25 protein-coding genes are annotated in these 26274 nt (G+C 63.7%); 22 read left to right on the forward strand and 3 right to left on the reverse strand.

Features of this window, described 5'->3' with window-relative positions; all coding sequences use genetic code 11:
* The 9 genes from ruvX (at nt 1) to nusB (ending at nt 7759) form a co-directional block, all read left to right on the forward strand.
* Nucleotides 1–591, forward strand: coding sequence for a Holliday junction resolvase RuvX (gene ruvX / locus NEK97_RS00740; protein ID WP_257367993.1), 591 nt, complete (start codon nt 1–3; stop codon nt 589–591).
* Entirely contained in the window at nt 588–2390 is a 1803-nt protein-coding gene (gene mltG / locus NEK97_RS00745) for an endolytic transglycosylase MltG (protein ID WP_257367994.1), read from the forward strand. The genes ruvX and mltG overlap by 4 nt, the downstream gene beginning before the upstream one ends.
* Complete coding sequence (locus tag NEK97_RS00750) at nt 2387–3241, forward strand: shikimate dehydrogenase (protein WP_257367995.1); 855 nt, start codon at nt 2387–2389, stop codon at nt 3239–3241. The genes mltG and NEK97_RS00750 overlap by 4 nt, the downstream gene beginning before the upstream one ends.
* Before the next feature lie 26 nt (nt 3242–3267).
* Nucleotides 3268–4467: a chorismate synthase gene (gene aroC / locus NEK97_RS00755; RefSeq protein ID WP_257367996.1), complete on the forward strand. Its 1200-nt coding sequence runs from the start codon at nt 3268–3270 to the stop codon at nt 4465–4467.
* The gene (locus tag NEK97_RS00760) at nt 4467–5024 is read left to right on the forward strand and encodes a shikimate kinase (protein WP_374111493.1); all 558 of its coding nucleotides are present in this window, start codon (nt 4467–4469) and stop codon (nt 5022–5024) included. The genes aroC and NEK97_RS00760 overlap by 1 nt, the downstream gene beginning before the upstream one ends.
* Nucleotides 5021–6112: a 3-dehydroquinate synthase gene (gene aroB, locus NEK97_RS00765; protein WP_257367998.1), complete on the forward strand. Its 1092-nt coding sequence runs from the start codon at nt 5021–5023 to the stop codon at nt 6110–6112. The genes NEK97_RS00760 and aroB overlap by 4 nt, the downstream gene beginning before the upstream one ends.
* The gene (locus NEK97_RS00770; protein ID WP_257367999.1) at nt 6109–6630 is read left to right on the forward strand and encodes a lipopolysaccharide assembly protein LapB; all 522 of its coding nucleotides are present in this window, start codon (nt 6109–6111) and stop codon (nt 6628–6630) included. Before aroB ends, NEK97_RS00770 begins: the two co-directional genes overlap by 4 nt.
* A 155-nt stretch (nt 6631–6785) precedes the next feature.
* Entirely contained in the window at nt 6786–7349 is a 564-nt protein-coding gene (efp, locus tag NEK97_RS00775; protein WP_011774957.1) for an elongation factor P, read from the forward strand.
* Nucleotides 7349–7759, forward strand: coding sequence for a transcription antitermination factor NusB (gene nusB, locus NEK97_RS00780; protein ID WP_257368001.1), 411 nt, complete (start codon nt 7349–7351; stop codon nt 7757–7759). Before efp ends, nusB begins: the two co-directional genes overlap by 1 nt.
* A gap of 79 nt (nt 7760–7838) precedes the next feature.
* Here nusB and NEK97_RS00785 read toward each other — a convergent pair whose 3' ends face one another.
* Nucleotides 7839–9071: a PrsW family intramembrane metalloprotease gene (locus NEK97_RS00785; RefSeq protein WP_257368002.1), complete on the reverse strand. Its 1233-nt coding sequence runs from the start codon at nt 9069–9071 to the stop codon at nt 7839–7841.
* Between the two features lie 155 nt (nt 9072–9226).
* Here NEK97_RS00785 and pyrR point away from each other — a divergent pair, with 155 nt between their 5' ends.
* From pyrR to NEK97_RS00850, 13 genes are all read left to right on the forward strand, one after another.
* The gene (gene pyrR, locus NEK97_RS00790; protein ID WP_257368003.1) at nt 9227–9811 is read left to right on the forward strand and encodes a bifunctional pyr operon transcriptional regulator/uracil phosphoribosyltransferase PyrR; all 585 of its coding nucleotides are present in this window, start codon (nt 9227–9229) and stop codon (nt 9809–9811) included.
* Nucleotides 9808–10815, forward strand: coding sequence for an aspartate carbamoyltransferase catalytic subunit (locus NEK97_RS00795; protein WP_235520743.1), 1008 nt, complete (start codon nt 9808–9810; stop codon nt 10813–10815). Before pyrR ends, NEK97_RS00795 begins: the two co-directional genes overlap by 4 nt.
* A complete protein-coding gene (locus NEK97_RS00800) occupies nt 10815–12140 on the forward strand; it encodes a dihydroorotase (protein WP_257368004.1) in 1326 nt (441 codons plus the stop codon). Before NEK97_RS00795 ends, NEK97_RS00800 begins: the two co-directional genes overlap by 1 nt.
* Nucleotides 12140–12661, forward strand: coding sequence for a hypothetical protein (locus NEK97_RS00805; protein WP_257368005.1), 522 nt, complete (start codon nt 12140–12142; stop codon nt 12659–12661). Before NEK97_RS00800 ends, NEK97_RS00805 begins: the two co-directional genes overlap by 1 nt.
* Nucleotides 12642–13898, forward strand: coding sequence for a glutamine-hydrolyzing carbamoyl-phosphate synthase small subunit (gene carA / locus NEK97_RS00810; RefSeq protein WP_257368006.1), 1257 nt, complete (start codon nt 12642–12644; stop codon nt 13896–13898). The genes NEK97_RS00805 and carA overlap by 20 nt, the downstream gene beginning before the upstream one ends.
* Nucleotides 13898–17206, forward strand: a complete 3309-nt coding sequence (gene carB, locus NEK97_RS00815) for a carbamoyl-phosphate synthase large subunit (protein ID WP_257368007.1) — start codon at nt 13898–13900, stop codon at nt 17204–17206. The genes carA and carB overlap by 1 nt, the downstream gene beginning before the upstream one ends.
* Nucleotides 17199–18074, forward strand: a complete 876-nt coding sequence (gene pyrF, locus NEK97_RS00820) for an orotidine-5'-phosphate decarboxylase (RefSeq protein ID WP_257368008.1) — start codon at nt 17199–17201, stop codon at nt 18072–18074. Before carB ends, pyrF begins: the two co-directional genes overlap by 8 nt.
* A 97-nt stretch (nt 18075–18171) precedes the next feature.
* Nucleotides 18172–18498: an integration host factor, actinobacterial type gene (mihF, locus tag NEK97_RS00825; RefSeq protein WP_211712304.1), complete on the forward strand. Its 327-nt coding sequence runs from the start codon at nt 18172–18174 to the stop codon at nt 18496–18498.
* Nucleotides 18499–18519: 21 nt separating this feature from the next.
* Nucleotides 18520–19092, forward strand: coding sequence for a guanylate kinase (gene gmk / locus NEK97_RS00830; protein WP_257368010.1), 573 nt, complete (start codon nt 18520–18522; stop codon nt 19090–19092).
* A gap of 40 nt (nt 19093–19132) precedes the next feature.
* The gene (gene rpoZ / locus NEK97_RS00835; protein ID WP_017197559.1) at nt 19133–19393 is read left to right on the forward strand and encodes a DNA-directed RNA polymerase subunit omega; all 261 of its coding nucleotides are present in this window, start codon (nt 19133–19135) and stop codon (nt 19391–19393) included.
* Nucleotides 19394–19420: 27 nt separating this feature from the next.
* A complete protein-coding gene (coaBC, locus tag NEK97_RS00840) occupies nt 19421–20668 on the forward strand; it encodes a bifunctional phosphopantothenoylcysteine decarboxylase/phosphopantothenate--cysteine ligase CoaBC (RefSeq protein WP_235520736.1) in 1248 nt (415 codons plus the stop codon).
* Between the two features lie 76 nt (nt 20669–20744).
* A complete protein-coding gene (metK, locus tag NEK97_RS00845) occupies nt 20745–21974 on the forward strand; it encodes a methionine adenosyltransferase (RefSeq protein ID WP_257368011.1) in 1230 nt (409 codons plus the stop codon).
* 159 nt (nt 21975–22133) lie between these two features.
* Nucleotides 22134–24227, forward strand: a complete 2094-nt coding sequence (locus NEK97_RS00850; RefSeq protein WP_257368012.1) for a primosomal protein N' — start codon at nt 22134–22136, stop codon at nt 24225–24227.
* A 14-nt stretch (nt 24228–24241) separates the two neighbouring features.
* Here the strand turns inward: NEK97_RS00850 and NEK97_RS00855 are convergent, their stop codons facing one another.
* The gene (locus NEK97_RS00855; protein ID WP_257368013.1) at nt 24242–25324 is read right to left on the reverse strand and encodes a glycosyltransferase family 1 protein; all 1083 of its coding nucleotides are present in this window, start codon (nt 25322–25324) and stop codon (nt 24242–24244) included.
* Nucleotides 25321–26265: an alpha/beta fold hydrolase gene (locus tag NEK97_RS00860; RefSeq protein WP_235520732.1), complete on the reverse strand. Its 945-nt coding sequence runs from the start codon at nt 26263–26265 to the stop codon at nt 25321–25323. The genes NEK97_RS00855 and NEK97_RS00860 overlap by 4 nt, the downstream gene beginning before the upstream one ends.
* Nucleotides 26266–26274 lie beyond the last annotated feature (9 nt).

Consider the following 26274-nt stretch of genomic DNA (forward strand, 5'->3'; position numbering starts at 1 on the left):
GTGGCTGCGAGTACGAACAATGGCGTCTACCCCCGGGGCATCAAGCTGGGGGTAGACGTTGGCACCGTCAGGGTGGGCTTGGCGATCTGCGATCCGGACGGAATCCTGGCGACCCCGTTCAAAACGGTGAGCCGGAACGCCAAGAAGAACACCGACGTCCGCGTCATCGTCAAGCACGCCCTGGAGCTGCCGGCAGTGCAGATATTTGTTGGCCTTCCCCGCACCATGAAAGGTGAGGAACGCGCGTCAGCGCAGATGGCCACAGATTACGCAGAACTCCTGGCCGGCGAGCTTCTCCTCGCCGGTTCGGACATCCCTGTGGCCCTGATTGACGAGCGTCTCAGCACCGTTACGGCTCACCGCAACCTGCACGAAGCTGGCATGAGCAGCAAGAACCACCGTAAAGTGGTTGATCAGGTTGCTGCTGCTGGGATACTCCAGCAAGCAATCGACATGCAAAAAGCCAGAGGAACGGACGTTGGTCGCCGAGTGCAGGCACCGGCGCAGTCCACAAAGCCCGGCAGTGCCCCAACGCTGCAGGCTGCCTCCGGCAGTGAACCCGATTCTTCTACGAGGGGACTGCAACTGTGAGCCCGGTCAACAACGACCCCTCCACCGGTGCTGCGGGCGGCGGCATGCCGCTGACCCGCAAAGAGCTGCGCGCGCGGGAACGATTCCTCGCCACCCAGAACCACAACGTGGTACCCGTTCCTGAAGCAACGCCCGGTGAAACTGACCCGCCTGCCGACGTCGAGCTGCCGCGCCCCGTTCCCGCGGTTCCTCCGGCCCCCGCTGCTCCACCGGTGCCGGTCGCGCGTCCGGAAGCCGCCAAGCCACCCGTTCCATTGGTGCAGCCTGAGCCTGCTGCGCCGGCCGCCCCCGAAGCACGCCCCGCATCTGAGGCAAATCCCGCATCAGAAGCACATCCCGCAGCGCCGGAGACGGCTCCCGCTGCGGTGGCCCCCGTTGACGGGCCAGAGGCTGAAGCCCACGTGCCGCAAACGGAAGAAGGGGCACACCACGACGAAGCTGGGCACGAAGATCCGGAGCAGGCGCACCTTGCACACGTTGATCACGAACCCCAGCACCACGAACTACATCACCACGAACCCCAGCACCACGAACCACAGCACCACGAACTTGAAGGCGACGTGGAGCACGCCGAGCATGCAGCGCTCCTCGTTGACCACCACGAGTACGCAGACCACGCTTTCGATGTACACGATGTTCATCATGATGACCAACACCACGTTGACCACCATGAAGACCATCACGACCTCATTGCCCCGGTTCTTGCCCCGGTGGAAGCCCCGGGCTCCAAGGCTGCGGCGAAGAAGGCGCGTCGACGCCGTCGTGTTCTTGCCCTACTGATCACGCTCGGCGTGTTCGTGGCCGCGATTGCCATAGGAGCCCAGTTCCTGAAGCCTTTGCTGGGGATGGACAAGGTCACCGACTATCCAGGTCCCGGTACCGGTTCAGTGAAGATTACTGTGGCCGAAGGCTCCGGGCCGAAAATTGTGGCGAACGCCTTGGTACAGAACAAGGTCGTTGCTGATGCTGACTCCTTCGTCAAGGAGTTCATGAGCGAAGGTGCCGAGTTGTCGCCGGGCGAATTTACGTTCCGTACCGAGATGAAGAACTCCGATGCTGTGGCCGTCCTCGCCAACAAGGACGCTTCAAAGGTCATGTATTTCGCGCTGAGTGCGGGCCTGCGGATCACTGAATCCCTGGAGGCAATCTCCAAGGGATCAGGCATTCCCCTGCAGCAACTCAACGCCTTGAACCAATCGCCGGCGCAGTTCGGCGTGCCTGCCAAGGCCAAGAACCTTGAGGGCTTCCTGGCTCCCGGGGAGTACCGGTTCGATCTCGGGACCTCCGGAAAGGACATCCTCCAGAAGCTGGTGAACACCACACTGGACGAGCTGAAGTCCCAGGGGATCACCGATCCCGCCAAGCAGTACGACACCGTGACCATCGCGAGTATCGTGCAGGCTGAGGGTGGCCAGGCGGACTACGGAAACGTGGCCGGCGCGATCTACAACAGGCTCAAACCCAACAACGTCGAAACCAGTGGGCTTATCCAGTCAGACGCTACGGTGACGTACGGGTTGGGCAGGAAGTCCTTCCACGTCACGGAAGAGGAAAAGGCCGACAAATCAAACCCGTACAACACGTACGCGAATGTTGGGCTGCCTGTGGGTCCCATCGGATCACCGGGAAAGACTGCGATCGACGCTGCTGCCAAACCGACCCCCAATGACTACCTGTACTGGGTGACGATCAACTTGGACACCAAGGAGACCAAGTTCTCCAAGACGCTGGCTGAGCACTTAACCTATGTGGAGCAATACAATGCATGGTGCCAGGCCAACGCGGGACGGTGTGTGTGAGTCGTCGTGCCGCAGTCCTGGGGCATCCGATTTCGCATTCGAAATCCCCAGCGCTGCACACCGCCGCCTACGCCAAGCTCGGCGTGGACATTGACTACTCGGCCATTGACGTGACGGTTGCCGCCCTTCCGGAGTTCATGGCATCGCTGGTCGGCGATGAATCATGGTGCGGTTTGTCGGTGACCATGCCGCTGAAGTCGGCCATGGTCCAGGAAGTTGACGAAGTCCGCGGGGCAGGCGCCCAGCTGGGAGTCATCAACACCGTGGCTTTCGAGAACGACGGCGGGACGGTGCGTCGTGTAGGTTACAACACTGACGTCGCTGGGATTGTTGAGTCGGTCCGGTACGCCGGTGTTGCCTCCACTCCGCATGCCGCCATCCTCGGTGGCGGAGGCACCTCCGCCGCGGCCGTCGCCGCTGCCCGCGAACTTGGTGCCGGCCACGTGGACGTTTTCGTCCGTGACGCAGGACGTGCCGGCGAAGCGGAAGCTGCTGCGGCCGCCGTCGGAATGTCGATTGCTGTCCGGCCGCTGACGCAAGCAGCCACCGCCATTGCCGGAACGGACCTGGTGATCTCGACCTTCCCGCCGCGTGCGGCCGACTCATTGGCTGAGGAGCTTGCGGCATTGCCCGGAACCGGGGCCGGTGTGCTCCTGGATGTCGCGTATGATCCCTGGCCGAGCCGCCTGGCCGAAGTGTGGCGCGGCCATGGGGGAGCGGTGGTTCCCGGGCTGGAGATGCTGATGTACCAGGCGGCGGAACAGATCAGGCGCTTCAGCGGCTGTGACGTGGATGCCGCCGTCATAGATGTGATGTGCGACTCAGTCGGGCTTCCCCGGCGGGTGTTCTAGAAGCCTTACATGGCAGGATTGGTTATATGTTGCGTTGGTTGACTGCCGGTGAATCCCACGGTCCGGCTCTGATCGGAATTGTTGAAGGCGTGCCCGCCGGTGTTGAACTCACCAGTGGGCAGATTCGCGACGCGCTGGCGCGTCGCCGCTTGGGCTACGGACGTGGTGCCCGGATGAAGTTCGAGCAGGATGAAGTCACCATCTTGGGTGGCGTCCGGCACGGCCTGACCCAAGGTGGCCCAGTCGCCATCCAGGTGGGCAACACTGAGTGGCCCAAGTGGGAGCAGATCATGGCTGCTGATCCTGTGGACCCCGAAGTGCTCGCCGACCAGGCACGCAACGCTCCCTTGACCCGGCCCCGTCCCGGCCATGCCGACTTCACGGGCATGCAAAAGTACGGCTTCGACGAAGCCCGTCCGGTCCTTGAGCGTGCAAGCGCCCGGGAAACTGCCACCCGCGTTGCCCTTGGCACTGTCGCGGCCCAGTTCCTGAAGCAGTTGGGCGTCGAGTTGGTGAGCCACACTGTTTCCATTGCCAGCGTGACGGTTCCGGAAGGGCGGGCCCTGCCGCTGCCCAAGGACGTCCTGGCGCTTGACGCCGACCCCCTGCGCTGCTTCGACCGCGAGACCTCGGACGCGATGGTTGCCGAGGTGGATGCTGCCCACAAGGAAGGCGAAACCCTGGGTGGAGTTGTCGAAGTTCTCGCCTACGGGCTTCCGCCTGGACTGGGCAGCTACGTGCACTGGGACCGTCGGCTCGACTCACGGTTGGCCGCTGCACTCATGGGTATCCAGGCCATCAAGGGCGTGGAGGTTGGGGACGGCTTCCTGACCGCTGCTCGACGCGGCTCGGCTGCCCACGACGAAATCCTCAAGGACGAGAATGGCAGGATTGTCCGCCAGACCAATCGTGCCGGTGGCATTGAAGGCGGCATGAGCATTGGCGAGGTCCTGCGGGTTCGCGCCGCCATGAAGCCGATCGCCACGGTTCCGCGTGCGCTCCGCACCATCGATGTCAGCACCGGAGAGCCTGCCAAGGCCCACCACCAGCGTTCGGACGTCTGTGCGGTGCCCGCCGCCGGCGTCGTTGCCGAAGCCATGGTTGCTCTCGTTCTCGCCGAAGCCATCGCCGAGAAATTCGGCGGCGACTCCGTTGCCGAAACGCAGCGCAACCTGCAGAGCTACCTCGACAGCATCCCGGCCACCCTGGACTCGGTCGGCCGGTAGTGGTCCCCGATATCCGGCCTGGCCGCCCTGTCGTCCTGGTGGGTCCAATGGCCGTCGGTAAATCGGCCATCGGCCAGCAACTTGCTCAGCAGCTGGGTCTGCCCTTCGTGGATACCGACGCAGTGGTTGTTGCCGCGCATGGCAGCATCGCAGACATTTTCGCTGGGCGCGGGGAGCACGCGTTCCGTGAAATTGAAGCACGTGCCGTGGCGAAGTCCATCGAGTCAGCCAAGGCGCAACCGGCCATAATCTCCCTTGGCGGGGGAGCGGTCCTGGACACCGGCACCCAACAACTGCTGGGCGAGTGCACTGTGGTTTACCTCGAATGTGACGCGGAAACGGTCGCCGATCGGATTGCGCGTAACACCGGGAGGCCTTTGCTGCAGGGTGACGCCATGGAACGCTGGGAATTGCTTTTTGCCACCCGGCGTCCCGTCTACGAACGTCTCGCGGACCTGGTCATTGATGTGCGTTCAGAATCCGTGGCGGAAATCGGCCTCCAGCTGGAGGCGCGGCTGCGCGAGCATGCAGCCTTGAAACAGGAAGTTGAAAAGTGAGCAACGAAGCAACGGTCATCAAGGTGACTGGACAGGCCGCCAGCGAAAACTACGACGTCGTGGTGGGCCGCGGCCTTCTGGAGTCCTTGCCGGCCAAGCTCGGTGAGCGTGTTCGACGGGTGCTGGTCATCCACCCACGTGCCTTGCGCCTGACCGGCGATACCGTCCGTGACGAGCTTGAGGCTGCCGGTTTCACGGCGCTCACGGCGGAGATCCCGGACGCCGAGGAAGGCAAGCACATCCAGGTTGCCGCGTTCTGCTGGCAGGTGCTGGGACAAAACGACTTCACCCGATCCGACGCCATAGTTGCCGTGGGCGGCGGGGCAGTGACCGACCTCGCGGGCTTTGTGGCAGCGACGTGGCTCCGGGGCGTCAAGGTCATCCACATGCCCACCAGCCTCCTGGGCATGGTGGATGCTTCGGTGGGTGGCAAGACCGGAATCAACACCGCAGAGGGCAAGAACCTCGTGGGCTCCTTCCACCCGCCGGCGGCCGTGCTTGTTGATCTCGACACGCTCCAGACCCTGCCCAAGAATGAGCTCATTTCCGGCATGGCCGAAGTGATCAAGTGCGGTTTCATCGCCGACCCCGTGATCCTGGACTTGCTGGAAAACAAGACCGAGGCCGCCATGGATGCCGGCTCCGACGTTGTCCGCGAGCTCATTGAGCGGGCCATCTCCGTCAAGGCCAACGTCGTGTCACAGGACCTGAAGGAATCCGGCCTCCGCGAGATCCTCAATTACGGGCACACTCTGGGCCACGCCATCGAGCTGGTTGAGCGCTACTCCTGGCGTCACGGTGCCGCTGTATCGGTGGGCATGATGTTCGCCGCCGAGCTGTCCCGCAGCGTGGGCCGCCTGTCCGATGCCGACGCCGACCGGCACCGCACCATCCTGGAGAGCCTGGGCTTGCCGATCACCTACCGCAGGGACCGCTGGCAGGGTTTGCTGGATGGGATGCGCCGGGACAAGAAGTCCCGTGGCGATCTTTTGCGCTTTGTTGTCCTTGACGGCATCGCCAAGCCGGGCATCCTGGATGTTCCTGACACTTCGCTCTTGTTTGCGGCCTACCAGGAAATCGCATCATGACCATCGCCCTGCAGGACGGCGTGAGCGATTGGCCGACAGCCGGTTTCCCGGGCGTCCGCATGAACCCGGACACGCTGCTTCCCGTCGTCGTCAACGAAGAGGCAATGGAAGCAGCACTGGCGGCCTCCGAGGATCCAGCGGACCGGATCATGGCCCTCCTGCTCGATAACCAGCCAAACGAAGCCGCTGAGCTCCTTGCCGAGGCCCGCTATAAGGATCCCGAGTCATTCCGTCTCCGGATCTTCGAAGCCGAAGTGCACCGGGCCACCCATCGCCTGGACCGCGCCGTGCAGTTGTTCAGGCACTTGCTGCATGATGTCCAGGGCAGTTCCAAGGAAGCGATCGTCCATCAGTACCTTGGCCGTGCCTACTTTGTCAGTGGGAATGCGCTGGCGGCGTCGGAAGAGTTCGCCAAGGCCTTGGACCTGCGCGTGGCGATGGCTGCTGATGCCGCGCTCATCTACTCGTCCGCAGTGGCCCTGCAGCGCGCCCGGAACGTGCTGGAACTGGCTTCCTAGGAGCCACCGGAAACGCCGCCCGCAAGCCTCGGCCGGTTTTGCCGGTAGAATGGTTTTTGGATTTTTGATAAATACGCGCTGGCGCGCCGATTGGCACGCCTGCTTGGCATAGATAGCTGGCAGCTAGAACCAGTGCGATTAACCAGAGGATACGAGTGGCAACCACAAACGACATCAAGAACGGGACCGTACTGAAGCTCGAGGGCCAGCTCTGGAACATCATTGAGTTCCAGCACGTCAAGCCGGGCAAGGGCGGCGCCTTCGTCCGCACCAAAATGCGCAACGTCATGTCCGGCAAGGTGGTCGACAAGACCTTCAACGCCGGCCTGAAAATTGAAACCGCAACGGTTGACCGCCGCGACTACCAGTACCTGTACCAGGACGGCGAAGACTTCGTGTTCATGGATACCCAGGACTACGACCAGATCACCGTTTCCGGTGCAACGGTAGGCGACGCCACCAACTTCATGCTCGAGAACCAGATGGTCAACATCGCCATCCATGAGGGCACCCCGCTTTACATCGAACTTCCCCCGAGCGTCGTCCTCGAAATCACCTACACGGAGCCCGGCCTCCAGGGTGACCGTTCCTCCGCAGGCACCAAGCCTGCCACTGTTGAAACCGGCTACGAGATCCAGGTACCCCTGTTCGTCGAACAGGGCACCAAGGTCAAGGTCGACACCCGCGATGGCAGCTACCTGGGCCGGGTCAACGACTAGTGAGCGCCCGCGGTAAAGCCCGTAGCAGGGCTCTGGAAGTACTTTTCGAAGCGGAGCAGCGTTCCGTCTCGGCTTTCGATGCGCTCAAGGCGCGCCGGGAGAAGACAGACCTCGTGATCAACCCCTACACGGTGGAAATCGTTGAAGGCGTGGTCTCCATGCAGGCGACCATTGACGAATTCCTTGAGACCTACGCCCAGGGCTGGACCCTGGAGCGGATGCCGTCCGTGGACCTGATTATCCTCCGTATCGGCGCATGGGAACTGCTCTACAACGACGAAGTTCCTGATGGTGTAGCCGTCAGCGAGGCCGTCGCCCTTGCCAAGACGATGTCCACGGACGAGTCGCCGGCGTTCATTAATGGCCTGCTCGGCCGTTTGCAGAAGCTCAAGCCTTCACTGCTGGCCTGATCGGCGGCAAAGGTTAGAAGGACCCCCTTCCCGGGTAACCGGGAAGGGGGTCCTTTTTTGTCCAGGATCCGTCCACGCACTATTGGAGGACTGCCGCCCTCAGGGCAGGTATGGCGCGAAGGTGCTCGAGTTCGTCGTGTTGGTGGACCGGTACGTCACGACCGCTAAGGATGCGCTGGCGGGTGAAGGCCAAAGCCGTGGCGCCTTTGATGAAGTTCCGCATTTGCGCTGTCCTTCCCCGGGACGACGCCCAGCGCAGGGCCTGGCGCCGGCCCCTGGACGTGCCAAGCATCTCCACTTCAGCGGGTGTGAACCATCCCGCACGGGCGTATTCGAGGAGTCGTTGGCGCGTGAGCTTCCCTTCGGCCACGCGAAGCAGGATGATCCCCACAGTTGCCGTCAGGAAAATGGGAACCTGGACCACGAAGTACTCCACCAGGAAGTCCTGGCCCATGCTGTTCCATCGGTTGTGCAGGAACATGGCCGGCAACAAGCCCACGAAGAACGCCAGCACTGCATAGCCGGGATGCCATCTGCGGGCGGCGAAGCCCATGATCAGCCCGGTGGTGCCGGTGAACACGGCGTGGGCGAATGGCGACATGAGTCCGCGGAGGATAAAAATCCGTACAAAGTCGGTGCCGGGATCGGTCGACGAGGCAATCTCCCGCCCGAAGTAGAGGATATTTTCCGTGAACGCGAATCCGGCGGCGATGGTGAAGGCAAAGACAATGCCGTCTACGGGTCCGTCGAAGTATTTCCGGGCCGCGAGGATCAGTACCAGCAGTCCCAGCGACTTGGTGAACTCCTCGACGATTGGCGCCTGGACGGTGGCCATGAAGTAGGTGAAGGCTTCTTCGCTGCTGGTGGGTGCGGCCAGCGCGAACAAGGGCTGGATCAGCAGCGTGCCCGCGATGGACACGGCGGCGCCCCACGTGAAGGCGAACCAAAGGAGCCGCTTTGGTTCCGGCTCCCAGCGATCAATGAGGCGGACGGTGAGCAGCACCACGGTCAACGGAATGAGGGAGGCGACGAAGCCAATCACGAAGCCAGTGATTCCCGTGTTGCCCAGAAGGAAGGGGAGTACCAGCAGCAGGCTGGCAAGTGCCAGGATCCCGCCACCGATGACCAGCGGAAGTGTGCCCATGGAGCGTTTCGGCGCCGGCGGCATTGCCCAGGTTTGTTGGGGGAGTGATGCCGGATTCCCTGGAGCGTGCTGGTAGTTGGCGGGCTGCACCCGCCCCATCCAGGTGGGGTTGGCGCCAGGTTCCACATAGGGCCGCGGATAGGGTTGGCCGTGAGGGTTCATGGTCATGGGAATGAGCCTATTCCACGGCGGGGAATGTGAGCTTAAACTCGTGCCGCCCAGCGCCCGCGGGTGAAGCGGGAAACTGGCGTTGTGGTAGCTTGGAAAAGCAAATATTCCTTTTTTAATTCCGTCCCGTGAGGCGGGGAAAGGGGAGACGAGCGATGACTGAAGTCACTTCAGCGCACCTGCCGTCGCGGGTTGTCCTCAACCAGGCGGACATTGACCGTGCGCTCACTCGTATCGCCCACGAGATCCTTGAAGCCAACAAGGGCTCCCAGGATTTGGTTCTTTTGGGCATTCCCAGCCGCGGCTATCCATTGGCCGTGCGGCTCGCCAACAAAATCGCAGCTGCCGACCCCACGGTTAACGCCGAAACGATTGTCGGCCAACTGGATGTCACCATGTTCCGTGACGATCTCTCGCACCAGCCCACCCGGCCCCCGCGCCACACCCGCCTGCCGTTGTCGGGGATTGACAACAAAGTGGTCGTCCTGATCGACGACGTCCTGTACTCAGGCCGTACCATCCGGGCCGCACTGGATGCCTTGGTGGACCTTGGCCGCCCGCGGATTGTCCGTTTGGCCGTTTTGGTGGACCGGGGCCACCGGGAGCTGCCGATCCGAGCAGACCACGTTGGCAAGAACCTGCCGACTTCAAGTTCCGAAAAAGTCCGGGTCCACCTGGAGGAAATCGACACCGTGGATGGCGTGCCCGTCAACGAAGTCGTGATCGAGGCGGGCAAGTGAAGCACCTCCTTTCCACCGAGAACCTCAGCGCCTTCGATGCCATCCGGGTCCTGGATACGGCCGAGGAAATGTCGGCAGTGGGCGAGCGTGAAGTGAAGAAGCTTCCTGCCCTGCGCGGCAGGACAGTGGTCAACCTGTTCTTCGAGGACTCCACCCGTACGCGCATCTCCTTCGAAGCCGCAGCCAAACGCCTGTCCGCTGACGTCATCAACTTCGCAGCCAAGGGTTCCTCGGTGTCCAAGGGCGAGTCGCTCAAGGACACCGCACAGACGTTGGCTGCCATGGGCGCTGACGCGGTGGTCATCCGCCACTGGGCCTCCGGGGCACCCCATCGCCTCGCAGCGACGGACTGGATTGACGCTGCCGTGATCAACGCCGGTGACGGCACCCACGAACACCCCACGCAGGCACTCCTGGACGCGTTCACCATGCGCCGGCACTGGGCCCAGCTCAAGGGAACGGCTTCCACGGGAGCCGATCTCAAGGGCATGCGCGTGGCAATCGCCGGTGACGTCCTGCACTCCCGGGTGGCCCGTTCCAACGTCTGGTTGTTGAAGACCCTCGGAGCTGACGTCACCTTGGTGGCGCCACCCACCCTGCTGCCCATCGGCGTCGAGCACTGGCCATGCAAGGTCAGCTACAACCTGGACGAGACCTTGGAAGCCGGCATCGACGCCATGATGATGCTGCGTGTCCAGGGTGAGCGGATGAACGCGTCGTTCTTCCCATCAACCCGCGAGTACTCACGCCGCTGGGGTTTCGACGACGCGCGTCTCCGTGCCCTGGATGACCTTGGCATGAAGGACACCATCATCATGCACCCTGGCCCCATGAACCGCGGCCTGGAGATTTCCTCGGCCGCCGCGGATTCGCCGCGTTCCACTGTGCTTGCGCAGGTACGCAATGGTGTCTCGGTCCGCATGGCCGCCCTTTACCTGCTGCTCTCCGGGGATTCCCGCGAAGCTGCCCCGAACGCAATCCAGTCCAGCAAGGAGACCAACTGATGGCAGAGAACACCTACCTGATTCGTGGGGCAGCCATCCTCGGCGGTGAACCTGAGGACCTGTTGATCCGCGACGGCATCATCGAAGCGCGCGGGAAGGACCTCGCGGACGGCGACGCCACGGTCGTTGACGGCAAGGGCCTGATCGCACTGCCGGGCATGGTCGATGTCCACACCCACCTCCGCGAACCGGGCCGCGAGGACGCTGAAACCGTGGAGACCGGAACCCGGGCCGCTGCGCTGGGTGGCTTTACCGCCGTGCATGCAATGGCCAACAGCAACCCGGTAGCGGACACTGCCGGCGTCGTCGAGCAGGTCCACAGTCTGGGCCGAGCCTCCGGTTGGGTTGACGTGCGTCCGGTCGGCGCGGTCACCGTGGGATTGGCCGGCGAGCAGCTTGCCGAGCTCGGCGCCATGGCGGACTCGCGCGCCCAGGTCCGGATGTTTTCCGATGACGGCATCTGCGTCCACGATCCCGTCATCATGCGCCGCGCACTGGAGTACGTCAAAGCGTTCGACGGCGTCGTGGCCCAGCACGCGCAGGAACCCCGCCTTACCGCCGGGGCACAGATGAACGAAGGCGCTGTCTCGGCGGTGCTGGGGCTGACAGGGTGGCCGGCCGTGGCCGAGGAGAGCATCATTGCCCGCGACGTCCTGCTCGCCCAGCATGTTGGTTCCCGCCTGCACGTCTGCCACGTCTCCACCGCCGGTTCCGTGGAGATCGTACGCTGGGCCAAGGCCCGCGGCATCAACGTCACCGCTGAAGTCACCCCGCACCACCTGCTCCTGACCGACGAACTGGTCCGCAGCTACGATCCCGTGTACAAGGTTAATCCGCCGCTCCGCACGGACGCCGATGTGCAGGCACTGCGCGAGGGCCTCGCCGATGGCACCATCGACGTCGTGGGCACCGACCACGCTCCGCACCCCAGTGAGCACAAAGAGTGTGAATGGGCACAGGCAGCAATGGGCATGACCGGCCTGGAGACCGCGCTCTCAGTGGTGCAGGAAACCATGATCGAAACCGGCCTTATGTCGTGGGCAGACTTCGCCAGGGTTACCTCGTTTACTCCGGCCGTGATCGGACGCGTTGCCGACCAAGGGCGCCCGTTGGACGTCGGGGAGCCCGCCAACGTCATCTTGGTGGACCCGGCTGCGCGTTGGACCGTCGACCCCCATAAAATGGCAACCATGGGCCGCAATTCACCGTTCAAGGGCAAAGAGCTGCCCGGTTCAGTGGTGGCGACCTTCTTCAAGGGCCACCCCACTGTCCTCGACGGCAAACTCAACACCCCGTACCGCTACCCTGCAGTCAGCGGTAACTGATGGACAACCAGACATTGACCGTGCTCATCACGGTTCCGTTGATCGCCGTGGTGCTGGCGATGCTCTGGCTGGGTTGGCGGAACCGACTGAGGCGACAAACCGACGTCGAACGCCTCCCCGAGGTTCCGGAGCAGCTGACCCCTGCCACCGTCGTCGCAGATGGCCAATACGTGGCCACCACGACCGCGGGCGACTGGCTGGACCGAATCGCCGTCCAGGGCCTGGGCATCCGGACCAACGCGGAACTGAGCATTCACGCCGAAGGCGTGCTGTTTGACCGATCCGGCGCCGCCCCGGTCTTTATCCCGCGCTCGGCTGTGCAGGACAGCCACCCAGCAGACGGCATGACCGGGAAGTTCGTCGAAAAGGACGGACTCGTGGTCATCAGCTGGAAACTGGGCACCCGCGAACTGGACACCGGTTTCCGGTCCAGACACGCAGCCGACAAGCAGCTCCTCCTCGAAGCCCTCCAGGAATTGATCTCCGCAGCCCCTCAGGCAGATGCCGATAGTGGAAAGTAATAAAGTGACGGATAGTAAAGCAGCCACCACCCCCACCTCCTCAGCAGCAGTGCTGGTGCTCGAAGACGGCCGCATGTTCCGCGGCCGCAGCTACGGCGCCCAGGGGACCGCGCTCGGTGAAGCGGTATTCGCCACCGGCATGACCGGTTACCAGGAAACCATTACCGACCCTTCCTACGCGCGTCAGCTGGTCGTCCAGACTGCGCCGCACATCGGCAACACGGGCGTCAACAGTGAAGATGCCGAGTCCCGCCGCATCTGGGTGGCCGGGTACATTGTGCGCGACGCCGCGCGCCGACCCTCCAACTGGCGCTCCGAGCGTTCGCTGGATGACGAACTCACGGACCAGGGTGTTGTCGGCATCCAGGGCGTGGACACCCGCGCCATCACCCGCCACCTCCGCGAGCACAAGACCATGCGCGCAGGCATCTTCTCCGGCGAGGCCGCCCAGGCAACCGACAAGGAGCTGCTGGACACCGTCCTGGCAAGTGCTCCGATGGAAGGCGCAGCCCTGGCCGAGGAAGTCTCCATTGACGAGGCCTATGTTGTTGAACCCAAGGACCACGGTTGGGAAGGCGAACCGCGGTTCTCCATCGCCGCTGTGGACCTGGGCATCAAGGCCATGACCCCGATCCGCTTTGCCGAGCGCGGCGTGCGTGTCCATGTCCTGCCGGCTACCTCCACGGTTGAGGACGTCAACGCCGTGAACCCGGACGGTTTCTTCATGTCCAACGGTCCGGGCGACCCCGCGACGGCCGATCACCAAGTGAAGCTCCTGCGTTCGGTGCTGGACGAGAAGCTGCCGTACTTCGGTATCTGCTTCGGCAACCAGATCCTCGGCCGCGCCCTCGGATTTGGTACGTACAAGCTCCGTTATGGCCACCGCGGCATCAACCAGCCTGTCATGGACCGCCGCACGGGCAAGGTGGAGATCACCTCCCAGAACCACGGCTTTGCCGTCGACGCGCCGCTGAACGGCGCCACGGTGGCACCGGAAGAGCGCTACGGCCGCGTTGAAGTCAGCCACGTTTCCTTGAACGACGACGTCGTTGAAGGGCTCGCCTGCCTGGACATCCCCGCGTTCTCGGTCCAGTACCACCCCGAAGCCGCGGCCGGCCCGCACGATGCCGCCTACCTCTTTGACCGCTTCATCGACCTCATGGCCGACACCAAGTCCAAGGCCACAGGCGATAACACCAACGACTCCAACGACTCCAAGACTGAGGACAAGAAGTAATGCCCAAGCGTACAGATCTCAAGAGCGTCCTCGTCATTGGTTCAGGCCCGATCGTCATTGGCCAGGCAGCCGAGTTCGACTACTCCGGCACCCAGGCCCTTCGTGTCCTCAAGGAGGAAGGCCTGCGCGTCATCCTCGTGAACTCCAACCCCGCCACCATCATGACGGACCCCGAGTTCGCGGATGCCACCTACGTTGAGCCCATCACCCCCGAGGTGGTGGAGAAGATCATCGCCAAGGAGCGCCCGGACGCCATCCTGCCCACCCTGGGCGGCCAGACGGCACTGAACACCGCCATCGCACTGGATAAGAACGGTGTCCTGGAGAAGTACAACGTGGAACTCATTGGTGCAAACATTGCCGCCATCGAGCTCGGCGAAGACCGCGAGAAGTTCAAGGGCGTGGTGGAACGTTGTGGCGCGGAGTCCGCACGCAGCCACATCATCCACACCATGGACGAAGCATTTGCGGCAGCGGAAGACCTCGGGTACCCGATGGTGGTCCGTCCTTCCTTCACCATGGGTGGGCTTGGCTCCGGCCTGGCGTACAACGAGGACGACCTTCGCCGCATCGTCGGCCAGGGCCTCCAGTACAGCCCCACCACCGAGGTCCTGCTCGAAGAGAGCATCCTTGGCTGGAAGGAATACGAGCTGGAGATGATGCGCGACAAGAACGACAACGTCGTTGTTGTGTGCTCCATCGAGAACTTCGATCCCGTAGGCGTCCACACCGGCGACTCCATCACGGTAGCTCCGGCCCTGACCCTGACGGACCGCGAGTACCAGAAGCTGCGAGACGTCTCCATTGCCGTCATCCGCGAAGTCGGCGTGGACACCGGTGGCTGCAACATCCAGTTCGCTATCGACCCTGCCACGGGCCGCGTGGTGGTCATCGAGATGAACCCCCGCGTTTCCCGCTCCTCGGCCCTGGCATCGAAGGCAACAGGTTTCGCGATCGCAAAGATCGCCACCAAGCTCTCCCTGGGCTACACGCTTGACGAGATCCCCAACGACATCACCCAGAAGACGCCGGCATCGTTCGAGCCGACCCTGGACTACGTTGTGGTCAAGGTTCCCCGTTTCGCATTCGAGAAGTTCCCGGCAGCGGACAACACCCTCACCACCACCATGAAGTCCGTCGGCGAGGCCATGGCCATGGGCCGCAACTTCACCGAGGCCCTGCAGAAGGCCTTGCGTTCCCTGGAGCAGAAGGGCTCGCAGCTGGACTTCAGCTCCGTTCCCGAATACGAAGTTGCCGAGCTCCTTGAGAAGGCCAAGCGTCCCACCACCGACCGGCTGCACCAGGTGCAGCGGGCCCTCCTGGGCGGGGCCAGCCTGGAAGAGGTCTTCGAGGCCACCAAGATCGACCCCTGGTTCCTGGACCAGCTGCAGTTGCTCAACGAGACTGCGCAGCAGATCCGCAAGGCCGGCGTGCTCACCGAGGAAATGCTGCGCAATGCCAAGCGCCACGGTTTCTCCGACGAGCAAATCGGTGCTTTGACGCACAACAATGAGGCAGTGGTCCGTGGTGTCCGCCAGGCACTGGGCATCCGTCCGGTCTACAAGACGGTGGACACCTGTGCTGCAGAGTTCGCCGCTTACACTCCGTACCACTACTCGTCCTATGACGAAGAAGATGAGGTGGGCCTGCACGCCAAGCCCTCGGTCATCATCCTCGGCTCCGGCCCCAACCGCATTGGCCAGGGCATCGAGTTCGACTACTCCTGCGTGCACGCTTCGATGGCCCTGCGCAAGGCCGGGTACGAGACCGTCATGGTCAACTGCAACCCCGAGACAGTCTCCACCGACTATGACGTCTCCACGCGCCTGTACTTCGAACCGCTGACCCTTGAGGACGTCCTCGAGGTCATCGCGGCAGAAGAACGCACCGGCGGCGTCATGGGTGTCTTCGTGCAGCTCGGCGGTCAGACTCCCCTCAAGCTGGCGCAGCAGCTCGCCGATGCCGGCGTACCGATCCTGGGCACCTCGCCTGAGGCCATCGACCTCGCCGAGCACCGTGGCGCCTTCGCCCGCGTGCTGGACGAAGCCGGCTTGACCTCCCCGAAGAACGGCACCGCCGTCTCCTTCGAGGACGCCAAGAAGATCGCCGATGAGATCGGCTACCCGGTCCTGGTGCGCCCGTCGTACGTCCTGGGTGGCCGTGGCATGGAGATCGTCTACGACGAAGCCAACCTCTCCCGCTACATCGCCAACGCCACCGAGATCACCCCGGACCACCCGGTGTTGATCGACCGCTTCCTTGAGGACGCCGTCGAAATCGACGTCGACGCACTCTTCGACGGCACCGACATGTACCTCGGTGGCATCATGGAACACATCGAAGAGGCCGGCATCCACTCGGGTGACTCTGCCTGCGTGCTTCCTCCGATCACCCTTGGCAACAACGTGATCGAACGCGTGCGCACCGCAACGCGTGCCATCGCAGAGGGCGTGGGTGTCCGCGGCCTGATCAACATCCAGTTCGCGCTGGCTTCCGATGTCCTGTACGTCCTTGAAGCCAACCCGCGGGCCTCCCGCACGGTCCCGTTCGTCTCCAAGGCCACGGGTGTGCAGATGGCCAAGGCCGCGGCGCTCATCGGCACGGGTGTCACCATCAACCAGCTCCGCACTGCCTACAAGATGCTGCCGGAGACGGGGGACGGCTCCACGCTGCCCCTGGACGCTCCGGTTGCCGTCAAGGAAGCCGTCCTGCCGTTCAGCCGTTTCCGCACCCCGGAGGGCAAGGTTGTGGACTCCCTGCTCGGCCCTGAAATGCGCTCCACCGGCGAGGTCATGGGTATCGATAAGCACTTCGACACCGCCTTCGCCAAGAGCCAGGCTGCCGCCAACAATGCACTGCCCACCGAAGGCAAGATCTTCGTTTCGGTCGCCAACCGTGACAAGCGTTCGGTGATCATGGGCGTCAAGCGCCTCTCGGACCTCGGTTTCGAGATCGTCTCCACCGGTGGCACGGCAGATGTCCTGCGCCGCAACGGCATCCAGGCCACTCCGGTGCGCAAGGTCGCCGAGGGCAGCAGCGCCGAAGGCGAAGGAACCATCGCCGACCTCGTCGTTGCCGGCGAGATCGACATGGTCTTCAACACGCCCTCAGGCGGCGAAGCCCGCAGCGACGGGTACGAACTCCGTGCCGCAGCGACGTCCATCGGCATTCCTTGCATCACCACCGTTGCCGAGTTCAACGCCGCTGTGCAGGCCATTGAAGCGCTGCGGACGTACGAATGGTCCGTGACCAGCCTGCAGGAGCACGCAGGCAACCTGGCAGCGGCAGTGGAAGCAGCCAATGCCTGAGTCTGCTTCGCCACACGTGGAACAGCAGCCGGTCCGGGAGTCGTTCGGCTCCCGGCTGGCTGCCGCCATGACGGCCCGCGGTCCGCTGTGCGTCGGGATCGACCCGCACCCGCAGCTCCTTGCTGAGTGGGGACTGAACGACGACGCCGCCGGGCTGGAACGCTTTTCGCTGACGGTGGTGGAGGCCGTGGGTTCCCTCGCTGCCGCGGTGAAGCCGCAAGTGGCACTGTACGAGCGGCACGGCTCTGCCGGCATGGCAGTGCTGGAGCGCACCCTGGCCGCATCCTCGGATGCGGGTGTCCTGAGCATCGCTGACGCCAAGCGTGGTGATATTGGCTCCACGATGGCTGCCTACGCCGATGCCTGGCTGCGGGACGGGTCATCGCTGGCCGCGGACTCTGTGACCTTGAGCCCATACCTGGGCTTTGAGTCGCTGCGTCCGGCGCTGGATCTCGCCGCCCAATACGGCAGGGGAGTGTTTGTGCTCGCGTTAACATCCAACCCTGAGGGCAAGTCCGTCCAGCATGTTGGCGGCGCTGATTCCGTTGCCCGGCGCATTGTGGCCGAGGCCGCCGCGGAGAACGCGCGCTATGACGGGGTACTGGGTTCGATTGGCCTGGTGGTGGGTGCCACCATTGGTTCGGCGTTGGAGGAGCTCGACATCGACCTCGGTCCGGTCCGTGGTGCCATCCTGGCCCCGGGACTCGGTGCCCAGGGCGCTACCCCCGCCGATCTCCGTGCCACTTTTGGGGCCGCGTATCCGACTGTCCTCGCGACATCGAGCCGGGGAATCCTGGCCGCTGGACCCTCGGTTACGGCCTTGCGGGCTGCTACCGAGCAGACCAGGGATGGGCTCCGTTCCGAGTAAGTTGCCTGGCTGCATTGCGCAACCGGGCCCCTGCCGGTAGGTTCAGGATCAGTCCGCGTGATCTGGATCACAATCTCGATCTGACAGGGGTTTGGCAGTGGGCCTTAAAGAGCTGACACCGCAGGAACGTTCCGATGCCCTTGAAAAGGCTGCCAAGGCACGCGCCGTGCGTGCGGCAGCCAAGGAAAGGCTCAAGCGCGGTGAGCTGAGCATTGCCGAGCTGATCTCGTCGGGCACCACCGATGAGGCGATAGCCCGCATGCGGGTCGTGGAATTGCTGGAGGCCCTGCCGGGTATTGGACCCGTCAGGGCCGCCGGGATCATGGCGGAGATTGGAATCGCCGGATCCCGGCGGATCAGGGGGCTGGGAATTCACCAGGCCCGGGCGCTGGTAGATTTTATGGATACCCAGCAAAGCGTTTGACGCATCTCCCCGAAGGAATCCGTGAGCAAGAATCCTGGACTGACTGTCCTTGCAGGCCCCACTGCCGTTGGCAAGGGAACCGTTTCAACCTACATCAGGGACAACTATCCGGAGGTCTGGCTCTCAGTCTCGGCAACTACCCGGGCCGCCCGTCCGGGAGAGCAGGACGGCGTCCACTACTTCTTCAAGACCGCTGAAGAATTTGATGACCTGGTTGCAGCGGGTGAACTTCTCGAATGGGCTGTTGTCCACGGACACAACCGGTACGGAACCCTCCGCAGCACGGTGAATGCAGCGATTGCCGAAGGGAAGTCGGTGTTGCTCGAGATCGACCTGCAGGGTGCCCGGCAGGTGAAAGAGGCAGTCCCTGACGCCAATTTCGTGTTCCTGGCCCCGCCGAGCTGGGATGAAATGGTGCGTCGGCTGGTGGGCCGGGGCACCGAAACCCCCGAGGAACAGCAGCGCAGGCTGGAAACCGCTAAACTGGAACTTGCTGCTGAACCGGAGTTTGACCACACCGTCATCAATGACGACGTTCGCCGGGCAGCGGACGAGCTTGTTTCACTCATGGGGCTTACCCCGCACGGGCGCTAAAGCGCCTGCATTTGTTGGCCCGCTAGAATTTGGAGAATTCGTGTCCACGAACCTTGAAGGCATCATCAACCCGCCGATCGATTCGCTGCTTGAGGCTGCCGATTCCAAGTACGGCCTGGTGATCTTCGGCGCCAAGCGTGCCCGCCAGATCAACGCGTACTACGCCCAGCTGCACGAGGGTCTCTTCGAGTACGTTGGCCCGCTGGTCGACACCAAGCTGAACGAAAAGTCGCTGTCGATCGCCCTGCGCGAGATCAACGAAGGCCTCCTGGTCTCCACGCCGATCGAGCCCGCAGAATAAAACAGGCTGCCTGTTGACGGAGGTCACGTGCGCATAGTCCTCGGAGTCGGGGGAGGGATCGCAGCCTACAAGGTTGCATCGCTCCTCCGGCTTTTTACTGAAGCCGGTCACAAGGTGACAGTCATTCCCACCGAAGCGGCGACCCGCTTTGTTGGTGTGGCTACATGGGAGGCCCTCTCGGGCAATCCGGTGAGCAACAGCGTCTTTGACGACGTGGAGAAGGTCAACCACGTCCGGCTGGGGCATGAGGCGGACCTGATTGTCGTTGCTCCGGCCACCGCCGACCTCCTGGCCAAGGCAGCTACCGGACAGGCGGGGGACCTCCTGACCAACACGCTTCTCATGGCCCACGGCCCTGTCCTCTTTGCTCCGGCCATGCACACGGAAATGTGGCAACACGCCGCAACCCAGGCCAACGTGGAGACGCTGCGCAGCCGCGGCGTCACAGTCCTTGAGCCTGCCTCCGGGCGCCTCACCGGTGCAGACTCGGGTCCGGGCCGCCTGCCGGAACCTGAAGCGATCTTCGCAGCTGCCATGGCGCTGGCCGGCGCGGAATCCCCTGTAGTTCAAGGCAGCCACCCCGGCGTCCTTGCCGGACGCGTCGTGACCATCTCCGCCGGCGGAACCAGGGAAGCCTTGGATCCGGTGCGCTTCCTGGGCAACCGCTCATCGGGAAAGCAAGGCGCGGCCCTGGCCGCTGCCGCGCTGTCCGCCGGAGCCACTGTCCGTTTCCTTGCGGCCCATATGGACGTCGAGCCGCCGGCCGGCGTCGAGCTTGTCCGCGTTGAGTCTGCTTTGGAGTTGCGGGAAGCGGCGCTGAAAGCGGCGGCCGATTCCGACGTCGTGATTATGGCGGCGGCTGTGGCGGACTTCCGTCCGGCGGAAGTTTCAGACACCAAGATCAAGAAGGTCGACGGCGAGGACGCACCGTTGGTGCACCTGGTCCGGAACCCGGATATCCTGCACGAGCTCGTTGAACGGCGGAACGCCGAAGGTGGCAAGCAACTGATCGTGGGCTTCGCGGCCGAAACGGGCGATGCCCAGGGAGACGTCCTGGAGCACGCGACAGCCAAGCTCAAGCGCAAGGGCTGCGACCTCCTGGTAGTCAACCATGTTGGCATCGGTCGTGTGTTTGGCCAGGACGACAACTCCGTCGTCATCCTTTCAGGCCACGGGGCAGAACCGGAGTCCGCCGCAGGCTCCAAGGCCGACGTTGCGGCCGCCGTGATCGACCGGGTGGGCGCCGAGCTTGCGCGGGTTTTTCCCGCTGTGTAACCGAACCCACACCCGAATTCTTAGCAAAGGGACACACGGAAGTTTCCGCTGTCCCGCAACCCAGTAAGGTGGACGAGTGACTTTACCGCTGCACCATGAACACCATGGCACCCCGTCCAAGCTCCGGCTCTTCACCTCAGAGTCGGTCACCGAAGGGCACCCGGACAAGATCTGCGACCAGATCAGCGACTCCATTCTTGACGCGTTGCTGGCCGCGGATCCTGAATCCCGCGTTGCCGTGGAGACCATGGCCACCACTGGCCTGGTCCACGTGGCCGGTGAGGTCACCACTGACGCTTACGTCGAGATCCCGCAGATTGTCCGCGAAACCATTCTCGGTATCGGATACGACTCCTCCGCCAACGGCTTCGATGGCGCCCGCTGCGGTGTTTCCGTCTCCATCGGCCAACAGTCCAACGACATCGCCGGTGGCGTCTTCAACTCCCTTGAGGCCCGCGAAGGCCGCCAGGAAGACGATTACGACCTCCAGGGCGCCGGCGACCAAGGCATCATGTTTGGCTACGCCAGCGATGAGACCGCCTCATACATGCCTACTCCCATCTGGCTGGCCCACCGCCTCTCGGAACGCCTCACCGAAGTCCGCAAGAACGGCGAGCTCGCGTACCTCCGCCCCGACGGCAAGACCCAGGTCACGGTAGGTTACGACGGCGACCGGCCCGTTTCTGTGGAAACAGTGGTCATCTCCAGCCAGCATGCCGAGGAAGCGAGCCTGGAGCAGCTCCGTGCGGATCTCGCCAGCTACGTGATCGACCCCGTGTTGTCCGCGTCCAACCTGGATATCGCGCACACTGCCAACATCCTGAACCCCGCCGGTGCCTTCGTGATCGGCGGCCCGGTGGGAGACGCCGGCCTTACCGGCCGCAAAATCATCGTTGACACGTACGGCGGATTCTCCCGGCACGGCGGTGGAGCGTTCTCCGGCAAGGATCCGTCGAAGGTGGACCGTTCGGCTGCGTACGCCATGCGGTGGGTCGCCAAGAACGTTGTCGCCGCCGGACTGGCCAAGCGTGCCGAGATCCAGATCGCCTACGCCATCGGCCAGGCCCGACCCGTTGGAACGTACGTGGAAACCTTTGGCACGGAAACCGTTGATCCGGCCCGTATCAGCGAGGCCATCACGGAACTCTTCGACCTGCGTCCCCGGGCCATCATTGACGCCCTTGACCTGAAGCGCCCCATTTACGCCAAGACGGCGGCGCACGGCCACTTCGGCCGCGACGACGCCGACTTCACGTGGGAGCGCCTGGACCGGGTTGATGACCTGAAGGAATACTTCAACGCCTGATCCTTTTGCTTTGCGCGGCCTGGGCCACCGGTTACAACTTTGTCGGTGCCCCATGGTTTGCTGAAGCCAGAGAGATGCCCGCAGCGGGTCAATCCCGCTGCGGGCATTCTGCGTTGACGATATTCCTGGATGTCCAATGGTGAGGTGGAGGTGAAGTGCGTGGCAGGATTCGAAGCCCAGCCGTCGTTGCTGCAGCCTTCACTGCTGCAAGGTTTTCCAGAGCGGGCAGCTGTCAACGGGCCGCCCCTCGCCGCGGAGAACCCCGTGGCACGGGTAGCGCTTGAATCCTCGTTGCCGCATTTGGACAGGCCATTCGACTACAGCGTGCCCGCGGAACTTGCTGACGTGGCTGTTCCCGGCGTTCGCGTCAAGGTCAAGTTCAATGGCCAGGAGCTGAACGGCTACATCGTAGAGCGCCGCGCGGATTCGGAGGGTTCCCATTCCCTGGCGACCCTCCACAAAGTCGTCTCCCCGGTGGCCGTCCTGACTCCTGCCATAGCGGAGCTGGCCGGCAATGTCGCTTCCCGGTATGCAGGTACGCTCAGCGACGTCCTCCGGACTGCTGTCCCGCCCAGGGTCGCCAAAGTGGAGAAAGAATTGCTCGCCGGCGAGCTGGTTGCTGCCGGTACCCCTGAGCTGGCTTCCAGCCCGGCCGATGGCTGGAAGGCATACACCAACGGTGCACCGTACGTGCAGCACTTGGCCGGTGGTGGTATACCCAAGGCTGTCCTGACCGCCTTGCAGGGATTCGGCCCCAACGGATGGCCGGCGCTTGTCGCTTCCGCGGTCGCGGCTGTTCGCTCCTCGGGCCGGGGCGCAGTGGTGGTCGTACCCGATTACCGGGACCTGGAACGGGTTGAAGCGGCGCTGGAGAATGTCTTGCCTCGGTCGGACGTCGCCCGGCTCACCGCGGACGACGGCCAGACGCCCCGCTACCGGAACTTCCTTCGGCTGCTGACTGGTTCCGCTGGAGTGGCAATAGGCACGCGTTCAGCCGCCTACGCCCCTGTGCAGAATCTGGGCCTTGTGGTGTGCTGGGATGACGGCGATGACCTGCACATCGAACAGCGGACCCCTTACGCGCATACCCGGGAGGTCCTGCTGCTGCGTGCCGAACAGGAGGCTGCCGCCTGCCTCCTGGCATCGCACAGCCGCAGCACAGAACTTCAACGCCTCGTCGAGATGCAGTGGGCGGTACCTATTGAGGCACCACGGTCCGTGGTCCGTTCGACGGTTCCCCGGGTGCTCAACACGGCTGACAGTTTTGAGCAGGAACGAGATCCCCTGGCACGCGTTGCCCGCCTGCCCGGGGCCGCGTGGCGCGCGGCGAAGGAAGGCCTCGAGCGGGGTCCGGTCCTGGTGCAGGTTGCCCGGGCCGGCTATGCACCGTCGTTGGTGTGCGAGACGTGCCGTGAACTTGCCCGCTGCAACGCCTGCCAAGGGCCGTTGGCGGTAGCCAGCGGATCGGCCATTCCTGCGTGCCGCTGGTGCTCGACGCCGGCACCTCAGTGGCGCTGTAGCCATTGCAGCGGAACCCGGCTCCGGCGAGGCGCTGCGGGTGTGATGCGGACGGCGGAGGAACTGGGGCGGGCCTTCCCGGGCAAGGCGGTGGTGACTTCCTCGGGTGAGCACATCAAAGCGACGGTGCCTGATGCTCCGGCCCTGGTAGTGGCAACTGTCGGGGCTGAGCCCGTGGCTGCCCACGGCTACGCTGCGGCCTTGCTGCTGGACGGAAACTCGTTGCTCCGGCGCGAGAACCTCCGGGCAGGCGAGGACACTGTCAGGCGCTGGTTCAACGCTGCCGCGCTGGTCAAGCCCGCAAGCCAGGGCGGACTTGTGGTGATCACGGCAGACGATACCGCCGCGACCGGTGCGTTGCTGCGTTGGGACGGCCCGGGATACGCTTCGCGCGAGCTGGCACTGCGGAAGGAACTGCAGTTGCCCCCAGCGGTACGGGTAGCCTCCATCACCGGCGGGAGGGCCGACGTCGGACACTTTTCGCAGGCCTTCGAGGCCAGTGCAGCGCTGCCGTCGGGCACCAAACTCCGCAGCGCCGGGCCGGCGCCCCTTCAGACGCTCACAGGAACCACGCAGTCACCAGCGGATGATGCCGATGTCAGGACGCTTTACTTCATTCCCTACGCGGACGCAGCCGCGGCAACCCGTGCCATGCGCGCCGTGAAGGCCGCCAGCGCCGCCAAGCGCACGTCCGGCCCTGTGCAAGTCCGTCTGGACGGCGTCGACGTACTTTAACCGGCGCGTGCGCGTCAGCCTCTGCGTTTCCGCAGGGCCATTACTTCCTCGGCTGCTGCAAGGAGTTGCCGTGCCGACTCGTCCCAGTTGAATTCTGCCGCACGCTCCACTGACCGCACGGAGCGCTCCTGCCAGAGGGAATCCTCAGCCAAGGCCGTGACGGCGGCTGCGAATTCAGATGCAGAATCCGGGTTCACGTAGCTCACGGCATCGCCGCCTACTTCACGGAAAATCGGGATGTCGCTGGCGATCACGGGTGTTCCCAGCGCCATCGCCTCCACCAGCGGCAAGCCATAGCCCTCTGCACGGGAAAGGCTGATAAGCGCGGTGGCCCGGACAAGGAGTTCGTCGTATTGGGCGTCCGTGACGCCGTTGTGGAACTCTACCTTGGCTCCTTGCGGAACCATCGCTTCCAGTTCCGCTTTGCGTTCCGGAGTGATCCGGCTGAGCAGGTGGAGGGTGAAGTCCGGCAGCCCGGCCATGCCCCGGATCATCGTTTCCACGTTCTTGTACGGCATGAACGACCCCATGTACAGCAGCGTCTTCTCAGCGCCCGCAGCAGGATCGCGGGGTGTCTGGCCGGGCTGGGGGGCGTTGCCCACGATGCGCACCGGCCGTTGCGTCAGTGCGTACTTGGCCGTGAGGGCGCGGGTCGTCTGGCTGATGGTGGCCACAACATCGGCACGGTTCAGGAGGAAACGCTGCGGCCAAAATGCCTTGTGGTAGAGCCGCCACAGCAAGCGGACGGGAGCCGGCAGGAAACCGGGGGGCGTGGGGTGCTCGTAGTAGATGAGGTCATGCAATGTCAGGACCAAGCCATACCGCCGCCCCAAGGTACCCATGGTTTGCATGGGGCAGACTACGACGTCTGCGCCCAGCGGGTTGACTTTGCGGGCAACAAACAGCTCCAGTGGGGAGAGGGGGCTGTTGATCAGCACGTAGGGAACATCCGGCAGCAGGGCGAGCTGGCGCTTGTCGCTGATCAGCATGGTCACATCCGCGATCTTGGATGTAGCTGCTATGAGGCTGGAACCGTAGCGGCTGATGCCATCGTGGTGGTCCGTTCGGGTAAAGCGGGCGTCGATGACGATTTTCACGCGGGATGTTCCTCCAGGAAGGTGCGGATGGCTGCTGCGGCCGGGGCCGGCGTCTCGTAATGGATGAGGTGCCCGACGCCGGGAATCACTTCCAGCGTTCCGTCGGGCAGGCGCTTCATAAGTTTGTGCTGGTTGGGAAGGGTGGCGATCTCATCTTTCTCGCCGGCGATGAGGAGAACCGGGAGGGCCAGCCGTTCGGCGACCTCTGCTACGTTGCCTGAGACCGAGGCCTTGAAGGATTCGAGCAGGCTGTTCCGGTCGGCGAAGGCACTGAAATAGGCATCATGCTGTGCGTGGATGAACCGGCGCAGGTTCTTGTCCTTGGTTTTGGCCATGGTGATGCTCATAATGCGTACGATCGCCCGGTTGCGGAGTACGGCCAGCCCCAGGGGGCGGGGGAGCCTTGCCGAGAGTTGGTAGTACAACACAGCCAGTTTGGTCATGATGCCTTTGGGGCCTTCGAGTGCCGGCGCGGCAATGGGGTTGACCAGAATCAGGGGATAGATGGATCCCGGGTGCGCTGCTGCGAAGTGGCTGGCCACGATGGAACCGAAGGAGTGCCCCAGCAGTACTGTCTTGGGGCCGAGGCCGATCGCTGCCATGAAGCTGGAGATGAACCGGCCGTAGCGTTCCACGCTGTGCTCGTCGCCAACGAAGGGTTCCGAGCTGCCGAAGGCCGGAAGGTCCGGCATGATGATGCGCATTTCGGGGAGCTGGTCGGCGACGCGAAGCAACCCGTGGTGGTCGCCCCGGAAACCGTGGATGACCAGGATGGTGCGGGTTGCAGCCGTGACGGACACGGGCTCATAGGTCCAATACGCGATATTGCTGCCGTCCACATCGACATCCGAGGCGTGTGTCCGCCCGGGCAAGGACGCGCTGAAGAACTTGTCGGGGGCCTGGGCACCGTCAGGCGATTGCGAGGTGTCCACTTTTTCCATACGGATAGT

This window comes from Paenarthrobacter sp. UW852 (assembly GCF_024608385.1).
GTDB lineage: Bacteria > Actinomycetota > Actinomycetes > Actinomycetales > Micrococcaceae > Arthrobacter.

Excerpts from the sequence above, each read along its gene's own strand:
- aroC (WP_257367996.1), top strand. The coding sequence starts at position 3,268 with ATGTTGCGTTGGTTGACTGCCGGTGAATCCCACGGTCCGGCTCTGATC.
- NEK97_RS00770 (WP_257367999.1), top strand. The coding sequence starts at position 6,109 with ATGACCATCGCCCTGCAGGACGGCGTGAGCGATTGGCCGACAGCCGGT.
- NEK97_RS00785 (WP_257368002.1), bottom strand. The coding sequence starts at position 9,071 with ATGACCATGAACCCTCACGGCCAACCCTATCCGCGGCCCTATGTGGAA.
- pyrR (WP_257368003.1), top strand. The coding sequence starts at position 9,227 with ATGACTGAAGTCACTTCAGCGCACCTGCCGTCGCGGGTTGTCCTCAAC.
- NEK97_RS00800 (WP_257368004.1), top strand. The coding sequence starts at position 10,815 with ATGGCAGAGAACACCTACCTGATTCGTGGGGCAGCCATCCTCGGCGGT.
- NEK97_RS00805 (WP_257368005.1), top strand. The coding sequence starts at position 12,140 with ATGGACAACCAGACATTGACCGTGCTCATCACGGTTCCGTTGATCGCC.
- carA (WP_257368006.1), top strand. The coding sequence starts at position 12,642 with ATGCCGATAGTGGAAAGTAATAAAGTGACGGATAGTAAAGCAGCCACC.
- carB (WP_257368007.1), top strand. The coding sequence starts at position 13,898 with ATGCCCAAGCGTACAGATCTCAAGAGCGTCCTCGTCATTGGTTCAGGC.
- pyrF (WP_257368008.1), top strand. The coding sequence starts at position 17,199 with ATGCCTGAGTCTGCTTCGCCACACGTGGAACAGCAGCCGGTCCGGGAG.
- NEK97_RS00860 (WP_235520732.1), bottom strand. The coding sequence starts at position 26,265 with ATGGAAAAAGTGGACACCTCGCAATCGCCTGACGGTGCCCAGGCCCCC.